The sequence below is a fragment of the Chitinophaga sp. genome (assembly GCF_036566945.1).
In the GTDB taxonomy this organism is placed as follows: domain Bacteria; phylum Bacteroidota; class Bacteroidia; order Chitinophagales; family Chitinophagaceae; genus Chitinophaga.
The window spans coordinates 1-9,264 of the sequence record NZ_DATCVJ010000993.1; the positions used below are offsets into that span (position 1 = coordinate 1).

Sequence of the window (9,264 nt, forward strand, 5' to 3'; positions counted from 1 at the left end):
CTCAATTTAATTTTTCCACACTTCATTTCTTTGCGGAAGCCAATCCTTTACTATGGCTAATAGTATCGTAAAAAATATTTTTAAATATTAGTTGAAAATATTCCAACTTCGCTTCCTTTAAATCATTTTCCTGTGAAGAAACCAATCATCTTTTTATTAATAATTATTACGGGGATATTATCCATATTAACGTCCTGCAGAAAAAACAAATCGGATGCATTATCCAGGCCGGTCACCCCAGCAAAGTACTTTGATGACTTTATGACGACGGCCAGATTTATGCCCAATGATCCACGCCAGATGACGGCAGACGACAAAGCCTGGTTTACTCAAAATGCAGCCTATGATTTCACTTTTGTATTTAAACCGGTAGGGTTTATGCTGACGGCCAAACAGGAAAACCAGTTAAGGGTGCTTTTCGAAGGAGCATTGAAAACACTGAACTACATGGTATATACCAAGCCTGTTGCTTTGGCTACCAGGGCTATGTTTGCAGACAGGACTTTTTTTTATGACAACACGAATCCTGATGGTCCTGATACGCTGCCCAGTGCCGTTGGCACTTTATTAATCATGCGGGGATTAAATACCAATGCTTTAAAAAGCAAAGTATTTACTGTTCAACTGGAACAACGATCTGGAAATTATACAGGTACAGTAGGCAGTCCTGTCTTCACACCGGCGAGAGATAAATTTACCGCAGAAGACTTAGCTGCAGGAAAGAGACTGGACTTTAAATTACCCACCGATGCCGCTTTTGATGCCAGGCTCACGATTCCTTTGGGTCCTAATCTCGAAGCGCTGGATGATTACGATGATTATTGGATGTATGATAGCAACAGTTTGAATAATCTTTATAGCACGGAACCGGAGCATTCTTTTTCAAGAGGTTTTATATATGACCTGGTGGTACATGAACTGCTTCATGCATTGCTACACTGGAATCATACCGGTGGTGAACATGAAACCGATCTGGTATATTCTTATTCCGGCATGATCGGGCAGTTTCTTGAAATGCGTAGTGAAGAAAGATATATTCTTACCGATACTAAAAAAATACCTTCCAGCTTAACAGCGGTAGAGACGATCAGTGCGGAGTTAACGCAGGAATTTGGTGGCCATATGCCCATGGCCTGCTATAATAGTTCACCTTTTAAATTTGGTTTCAGGAAAGGTACCTATAATCTCTACACCATGTATATGGCCAATCAACTGCAGGTTCCTGTTTATAATCCACCATTACCAGCAGGCATATTGTTTCTCAATTATAAAAACGGCCCCAATGCAGGAGATACTAAAAGTATTCCTGCTAACCCTTACGAGGGTATTACCTGGAAGCTCAGGTATGCTGGCATAAAGTAAGCATCTCATATTAATAAATCAGTAGGACAGGCAGCATTATACGGCTACCTGTCCTACTGCCGTTTACGGATAACCGTTAGTCATAAAAATTCAAAAATTATCATTTAATTATTCTATTTTATGCAGCCAAGCCGGCCGGAATTAGCCTATGCCGGAGAGACATTGATAAACCAAAATCTGACAGACCGCGAATAAATCAAACCCTTTATATTTCGTCTTATTCCACGAACCCAATTCTAATCACTATGACCCGTACAAACCTTTCTTTTTCAACCCGTACTGCATTGCTTTTTCCATTATTACTATTGTTGGCGATATCTGCTACGGCTCAAATAACCTGGCCTGCCGGGCAGCTGCTCCCTTCGTTTCCGGCGACCGCCAGCAACCTGGATTTATTTTACAGCAATGGCACCTCTCTGCCTCAACAAAGGTCCTGGCGCTGGGAAGGCGAAGGCGCTGCGCTTAGTCATCATACCGGCCGTTTGGAAACAGATGGCTGGCTTTGTCAGGTTGGCATCGACGCGGCCAATGAACATATGATCTACGGACCTTATGACACCAGCGTTACGGCAGGATTTAATATTGCTGAATTCAGGATGAAGACAGATAATAACACTGCTAACAATGATCCTCTGGTCGATATTGACGTAAGAGATGCCACGACCGGTACTACCCTGGCCGCTCAGACTATTACCCGGCAGCAATTTACGGTAGCAGCCAACTACACCAGTTTTAAATTGCCCTTCACTATGCCGGCAGATCATCATGCTATTGAGCTACGTGTATTTTGGAGAGGAGGTGCTTATATAAAAGTAGACTGGGTGGGTGTGCAGCAAGACAATGCCACTGCAGAAACCTACCTGTTTTCTTCGTTGAAAGGCATTGTAAACAGAACACAGCCAAGGATCTTTTCTTATGAAGGCGATGCCTTTGCAGAAGGGCCGTATGCCTGGATGCAGTCTTTAGGTTTAACCTGGACAGAGCATACCGACCGCTGGGAACTGATTACTAAATACCGTAGTGAGCTATCTGGTTTGATTGTTTACGATCCGGCGCAAACAGCCACGGTGAACCTGGCAACCATGCTGGCGAAAGATAAAAAAGCGCTCATTGCTTCGCCCTCGTTGGTATCGCGGTTAACGGCGGCGCCTTATAACCTGCCAATATTGCTTGACTTGCGCGGACAGTTTACCAGTAAGCTGCAGGTATACCAGACATTGTATAATACTTATTGGCCTTCGCTGGATCATCGCTTATTAATTGGATTAAGTCCGGAAATCCATCAGGGGTCGTTGCGGGAATATGCCACTGCATTAGGTGCAGCCGTCATCTGGTTAGATCCGGCAGTAGCAGGTGAAAGTGAATTACTGAACAGCTTTTTATCTTCTATGCCGGCAGGATCTACGTTTATGGGCTGGTGGCCGGAAGAAGGCGCCGGTATCACCAGAGCTTCCAGTTATGGGATCGCCACTGTTGCCAGCGATTATGCTACCAACTTAACGGTTCATAGCGGTATGCCCAGAACGGTGATGGTGAAGCCCATACCGCCTAAACCCGTCTTAAAAAATAAAATTTATGTAGCCTTTATCATCAGTGACGGCGACAACTTACAATATGTGGAACACCTGATGCGCAAGCTTTGGAATAATCCCGACCGCGGCTCCGTGCCTATGGGATGGACGCTATCGCCTGCGATGCTGGATGCCATGCCGGGAGCATTAAACTTCTATCAGCAAACTTCCACGAATAATGACAATCTGATTTCAGGACCTTCCGGCTACGGTTACGCCTATCCTAATAATTTTCCAAATCAGAATACACTCAACCAATTTGTTATTAAAACCGAAGATTATAACAAGAGAGCCGGATTTAGAGTGCTTACCATCTGGAACACCATTACGGGTGGCATCAACCAAAATGTGGGAGAAAGTTTTGCCACCTATGCGCCTTCCTTATTGGGTTTAACCGCTCAGAATACCGGTGGCGCACTAAGTATATACAATCAAAAGCTGCCGGGGATGCCACTTTCCTGCAATTATTGTACAGGGGAACAAGCCATGAAAGACGCCATTAATGCGGCTTCCGCAGGATGGAACGGGGCTTCGCCGCGGTTTATTATTATACAGGCGCAACCCTGGCAGGATGTGAAGCCTACTAATTTTAAGAACGTCATGAATTCGCTGGACACCAACCATATTGTGGTGCGGCCAGATCATCTTTTTCAACTGATGCGTGAAAAAAACGGGCTTCCAAATGTTGATACCAGCAATAGTCTGGGTACAGATATTACCGATCTTGGAGGAACGTTAACCGCGCAATATCAAACGGGATCTCCGGCAGGTGAAGAATACACTAATCTGATCGATAACAATATCAACACCAAGTATCTGACCTTTAATGCGTCGGCCTGGATAAAATATCAGGCGCCGGCCAGCTATGTCGTAAAAAGTTATGCCATCACCTCTGGAAATGATGCGCCGGAGCGGGATCCATTGAACTGGACATTGGAAGGATCGGCTGATGGTATTAACTGGAGTACGATTGACAGCCATTCCGGTGAAGATTTTCCTTATCGTTTTCAAACGAGAGTTTTCAACATCACTAATAACGTGGGGTATACCTTCTATAGGTTTAACTTCTCCAATAATTCCGGTACCGTATTACAACTGGGAGAGATCCAATTGTTTGGCGCCCCATCATCCGGCCTGAATAATGCACGCAGCAGCGTGATGGCAGCAGCTCAGGATCAAAGTAAGCCGAAAAAAGGTATTTCATTGTATCCGAATCCGGCCGGCACCAGACTCTATATTAATGGGTTAACTAACAATGCAAATCTTGAAGTGTATAATAACAATGGTCAGCGACTGAAAACGGCCATAGGCACATCTATTGATATTGCAGAACTAACACCGGGTGCATATTTCCTGAAAGTGCGTTCAGGAGGGAGCAGTCATACTTATAAGTTTGTTAAGGATTAAAACCCTTTCGTTAAAATAAACACAAGCCGCATCATCGCAAGATAGATGCGGCTTTCTTCGTCCGGGGAGTGCCGGCAATATTACCGTAGCGAAGGAAAATAAAGCTCCGGCTTAAATCTTTTCGCCAGTAAACCCGTTGCCAGGGCCGGATCAATATCGGCGACTACAACACCAGGGGTTCCGTAAACGCCATGAATAATACAGGTACCATCGGGCGCTATGAGGGAGCTGGCAGCTTCTGGATAACGGGAGGCATAATTTGAGCTGGCAAAATAAATGGTGTTTTCCATGGCTCTCATCATCATGGCTTTTTCATAATAAGGATGTTCTTTATGTCCCCATTCGGTTAGTGCTACCCCATCGGTATTGCTACCAACAAAATGGGGATGAAATACAATTTTCGCGTCGTTCCGGGCTGCCCACCGTACTGACTCCGGGTAACGGAATCCTTCATGACAAATGGTGATACCTATTTTTACCCCTTTCACTTCAAAAAGATGGCGTTGGGTACCGGCCACCCATATATGGTCCTCTGTTGGGTCCAATTGATTTTTTGTCTGATATCCCAATACTTCTCCTTTCTCTGATATGACGAAGGCCACATTCAACAATCCGTTGGCGGCGGGCCAATCCATTGGCAGAATAATAGCGATCCTATTGTTAGCCGCCATTTGGCAGGCATCTTCCAATGCTGATTGCAATTTATCGGGGGTACGTTCCTCCGGCCCCGCCCCCATGCCCGGATAGCCAGGAATATAGGATTCGGGGAAACAAATGATGTCCGCATCTTTTTTGACTGCTTCCTTTATTAATTTTTCCATCCAGAATAAACCGTCATTGATGGATGCGGGAAACGGAGGAGAGGCTAAGGCTATTTTCATCATAAAATAAAAATTCTAGTTAGCTAAGGAGTGGCTAAAATACATTTTTCTACCCTTAATCACGGTTGTTTGCGCAAAATTAGGTCTTCTGTTAAGGCCCTGATCTTAATTTTAGCCTTTATAGTTCATTATCAACATAATAATAACTAACGATGACGTTTGCTCAGGTATTTAATTCCACGGTAAAGGCATACCAGCTGTCGCTCCTGACATTGGCCTTCTGCGGGGCAGTATCCACGACTGTCCTGGCACAAAAAAATCCATTCATCACAGACATGTACACCGCTGATCCATCGGCACATGTATGGAAAGACGGCCGTTTATATGTGTATGCTTCGCATGACATTGCGCCGCCAAGAGGTTGCGATTTGATGGACCAGTACCACGTGTTTTCTACAGACGATATGGTACACTGGGAAGATCATGGGGAAATTTTGCGGGCCAGCCAGGTACCCTGGGGCCGGAAAGAAGGTGGTTTTATGTGGGCGCCTGATTGCGCATATAAAAATGGTACTTATTATTTTTATTTCCCACATCCTACCGGTTCCGGTGACCAATGGAATTCGACCTGGAAAATAGGGGTAGCGACCAGTAAGCAACCGGCCAGTGATTTCAAAGTACAGGGGTATATAGAAGGACTTGAGTCCATGATTGATCCGACAGTATTTGTAGACGACGACGGACAGGCATATCTCTACTATGGTGGCGGTGGCACCTGCAAAGGCGGTAAGTTAAAAGATAATATGAGCGAGATAGCAGGCCCTATGGAGAAAATGGAAGGACTGGAAGATTTCCACGAGGCCAGCTGGGTACACAAAAGAAAAGGGATGTATTATCTTTCTTACTCAGATAACCACGACAAAGATGGCAAGCATAACCAGATGCGCTACGCCACCAGTAAAAGTCCTTTAGGACCGTGGACCTCACAGGGCATTTATATGGACCCTACCGATAGCTATACCAATCACGGGTCTATTGTGGAATATAAAGGGCAGTGGTGGGCATTTTATCACACCAGCGCTTTATCACATGAAGACTGGCTGAGATCGATCTGTGTGGATAAGTTATACTATAACAAAGATGGCACTATTAAGAAAGTGATTCCGACTACCGGAGTTGAGAAAAAATAAATATAGAGGATAAGAGTTTTCCGGCAGATGAGATCCGCCGGAAAACTTTTTTATTCGAGTGATGATCGATCGTGTGCGACCGGACATACCGGTTTTTGTTCCGTGTATTTTTTGTGAAATACACTATTCACCTTTACGGACCATCTGCTATTGATCATTTTCGTTTATCCATTATCGTTATTATTTACCAAGATCCCACACATTCAGGTTATTCAACTGTACATTGCCCTTTTCGGCAAAGGCAGCACACCCGGTAGCTTCTTTATCGGGGAATACCAGGGTGGTGATTACTTTTTCACCGTTGTTCACAAATACTTCTACAGAAGATTTATCGAACAGCACCTGTAATCTGATTTGATTATTTACAGGAGCCGCCTTTAGCTGCTGTTTGTCTTTTCCTGCATGGATATAGAGTTCATTGCGTGCTACGTTGTAGCCAATCACCACACTGCTGCCATCTTTTTGTTGCGCTATTTTCAGTCCAAAATCAGTAGCGGTACCAGGTGTGAAGGTAGCATCTATCCAGTTGGTGTTGGTATTAAACTGTTGTTCGTTACTGATCGGGAAATCTTTGCTATCCAATGAAATGGCGGATTGTTGCCACTTTTTAGCAGGGGGCAATTTTTCCAGGTAAGTGTTGAGTACGGAGGACGGTTGTTGAAATAAGCGTATACCCGTCGCCGTAGTTTTGAGAGACAGGTCACGGGGAATGGACATTTGTCCGCGCCATGGTGCCGTAGCGGTTTCAAATGGCATCAACCATCCGATCATCGTGTGGCGATTATCTGGCAGGTGATTATACGGAATAGCGGCATAAAATGTTTTGCCAGCATCCACAAACAGCTGCGTTGTATCGGTATTGGTGAATGTTTTCCCATCAAAGTCGCCGATAAAATATTGCATGCCGGTGGCGGCATCCTGATTTCCGGAAGATATCATGAGCAACCATTTTTTTCTGGCAGGATCACCATCTACGTACAAGGGGGTTAAAGACGGGCATTCCCATATTTTGCGGGTGTCGCCCTGATTGCCGAATTCACTGATCAGCTCCCAGTCTTTCAGGTTGGTAGAATGATAAAACTGTACTTTATGCTCTGCTGGCACAGCTACGGTCATCAGCCATTTGTGTTGTTCTTCCAGCCAGATCACGGAAGGGTCGCGGAAATCTTTTTTCTGAATATCCACTACCGGGTTATGGGCGTAGTTGGTATAAGTAAGACCGCCATCATTGCTATAGGCAATAAACTGCGACTCTTTATTTTGTTTGGGCTGATCGGCGGTATAAATAGCCACAATAGGGCCTCTGCCTTTTTTGCCAAAACCGCTGCTGTTATGCTGATCCCATACTGCCGATCCTGAAAATATCCAGGTGGTGGTATCTTTTGTTTCTATTTCCGGAATGGCTACAGGCAGGTGTTGCCAGTGCAGCAAATCTTTGCTGACAGCATGGCCCCAGCTCATATGTCCCCATTTATTTTCAACGGGGTTGTGCTGATAATACAGATGATATACGCCGTTGAGATAAATTAAACCATTGGGATCGTTGAGCCAGTTTTGCGGAGCCGTGAAATGATACACCGGCCGCCATTGCGGCGTAGGCTGGTCTTGCGCACGTAAAGTAAATGGTAATAAAACGGCGGTGAATATGGCAAATAATGATCGCTTCATAGTAAAAATAGTGTGGCTAAATATAATACTTCCTATTTACATCCTTACTATGTTACGCCTTCTTTTTCGATAATTCCCTGGTGGTCCAAAGCCATGCCACTACTATCGCTGCAGTGATGTATACCATCGGTACTGATATCACTTTCCACACGCCTGCAGGTCCGTTGTGTATGCAATAATCGATAAACAAATACCCCAGCATCACCACGCTGCTGATCAACGCATATTTTATTCCCGTTATCACATCATGGCGCGAACGGATCAGCATCTCTACTCCTGCCCTTCTCCCTAAAAAATAAGTGCCTCCTAACAACAGTATAAAAAAACCAAGTACATCTTTGTTCATCTGAGCATCTATAAAAAAGATAATGTTGTTGGCGAAATCACCGGAGGTGCTTGCCAGCATATAAAAAAACTCCAACAAAAGGATCGTGAAAATCTGGGCTTTCAATGCCTTTTTGCCACCTGTTTGTCTGGCGATATTTGTGTCCATGTATTACGATAGGTATTGGTAAGATATCCTCCGCAAGATATTCATTTCAGCTGCAAATGTGCGCGGGTGTTGCGACTTACATGATTAGTTGCCGCTTTTTCGTAACCGAACACGGTCTTTTGGCATTGCCATGCCCGCAGCCTGGTGGTTCATGCACCAATGGCTGCAACGTTATGATTACCGCATCGATATATCGGTGTGGATATTTGTGCTTACGGCTGTTATTACCTTGCTGATTACCTTAAGTACAGTCAGCTTTCAGGCGATAAAAGCAGCGTTAGCGAATCCTATTAATAGTTTGCGAAGCGAATAACCGGCTAACTATTGCGCTTGCGTACCCTTGCGAAATTCGCGGACAATACGTATCACCACCGGCACCGTTACTGTTACTACGATAAAAGTAATGAAGTACTTCAGGTAAGGTTGCAAAAAGGGCATCGTGCCAATGAGGTAGCCGGCCAGTATAAAGCTAAAGGTATATCCTACAGAGCCTATTGTTACAAACAAAAGGAAGCGGCGGATATCCAGTTTGATCATGCCCGATACAATGGGTGCAAAGGTGCGGATGAGTGGCAGAAATACGCCAGCCGATAAAGCTACTGCACCATGCTTGTTATAAAATTGTTCCGCTGACACCAGGTATTGCCGGCGAAAAAAGCGGGAATCTTTCCGGTTAGATAATAAATGGCCCGTTTTCCTCCCAAACCAATACCCTGTTAAATTCCCGGCAATAGCTGCTACCGCCGTCAGCA

7 protein-coding genes are annotated in these 9,264 nt (G+C 44.7%); 3 read left to right on the plus strand and 4 right to left on the minus strand.

Annotated elements, in window-relative coordinates:
• The first annotated feature begins 261 nt into the window (after window positions 1-261).
• On the plus strand, window positions 262-1,362 hold the full coding sequence (locus tag VIP81_RS29710) for a hypothetical protein (RefSeq protein ID WP_331970365.1): 1,101 nt from the start codon (window positions 262-264) through the stop codon (window positions 1,360-1,362).
• A 245-nt stretch (window positions 1,363-1,607) separates the two neighbouring features.
• Window positions 1,608-4,340, plus strand: a complete 2,733-nt coding sequence (locus VIP81_RS29715; RefSeq protein ID WP_331970368.1) for a T9SS type A sorting domain-containing protein — start codon at window positions 1,608-1,610, stop codon at window positions 4,338-4,340.
• Window positions 4,341-4,420: 80 nt separating this feature from the next.
• Here the strand turns inward: VIP81_RS29715 and VIP81_RS29720 are convergent, their stop codons facing one another.
• Entirely contained in the window at window positions 4,421-5,224 is an 804-nt protein-coding gene (locus VIP81_RS29720) for a carbon-nitrogen hydrolase family protein (protein ID WP_331970371.1), read from the minus strand.
• Between the two features lie 149 nt (window positions 5,225-5,373).
• Between VIP81_RS29720 and VIP81_RS29725 the strand changes: the two genes are divergently transcribed.
• On the plus strand, window positions 5,374-6,351 hold the full coding sequence (locus VIP81_RS29725) for a family 43 glycosylhydrolase (protein ID WP_331970374.1): 978 nt from the start codon (window positions 5,374-5,376) through the stop codon (window positions 6,349-6,351).
• 180 nt (window positions 6,352-6,531) lie between these two features.
• On the opposite strand, the gene VIP81_RS29730 is transcribed toward VIP81_RS29725, so the two are convergent.
• The 3 genes from VIP81_RS29730 to VIP81_RS29740 form a co-directional block, all read right to left on the minus strand.
• Window positions 6,532-8,019: a glycoside hydrolase family 32 protein gene (locus tag VIP81_RS29730; protein WP_331970377.1), complete on the minus strand. Its 1,488-nt coding sequence runs from the start codon at window positions 8,017-8,019 to the stop codon at window positions 6,532-6,534.
• A gap of 52 nt (window positions 8,020-8,071) precedes the next feature.
• Complete coding sequence (locus VIP81_RS29735) at window positions 8,072-8,512, minus strand: hypothetical protein (protein WP_331970380.1); 441 nt, start codon at window positions 8,510-8,512, stop codon at window positions 8,072-8,074.
• A gap of 321 nt (window positions 8,513-8,833) precedes the next feature.
• Window positions 8,834-9,264: DedA family protein (locus VIP81_RS29740; RefSeq protein WP_331970384.1), on the minus strand; the 431-nt coding region annotated here is incomplete at its 5' end.

What these genes read in the sequence shown, in the direction of transcription:
- VIP81_RS29710 (WP_331970365.1), top strand. Translation starts at nt 262, where the DNA reads ATGACGACGGCCAGATTTATGCCCAATGATCCACGCCAGATGACGGCA.
- VIP81_RS29720 (WP_331970371.1), bottom strand. Translation starts at nt 5,224, where the DNA reads ATGATGAAAATAGCCTTAGCCTCTCCTCCGTTTCCCGCATCCATCAAT.
- VIP81_RS29725 (WP_331970374.1), top strand. Translation starts at nt 5,374, where the DNA reads ATGACGTTTGCTCAGGTATTTAATTCCACGGTAAAGGCATACCAGCTG.
- VIP81_RS29715 (WP_331970368.1), top strand. Translation starts at nt 1,608, where the DNA reads ATGACCCGTACAAACCTTTCTTTTTCAACCCGTACTGCATTGCTTTTT.
- VIP81_RS29735 (WP_331970380.1), bottom strand. Translation starts at nt 8,512, where the DNA reads ATGGACACAAATATCGCCAGACAAACAGGTGGCAAAAAGGCATTGAAA.
- VIP81_RS29730 (WP_331970377.1), bottom strand. Translation starts at nt 8,019, where the DNA reads ATGAAGCGATCATTATTTGCCATATTCACCGCCGTTTTATTACCATTT.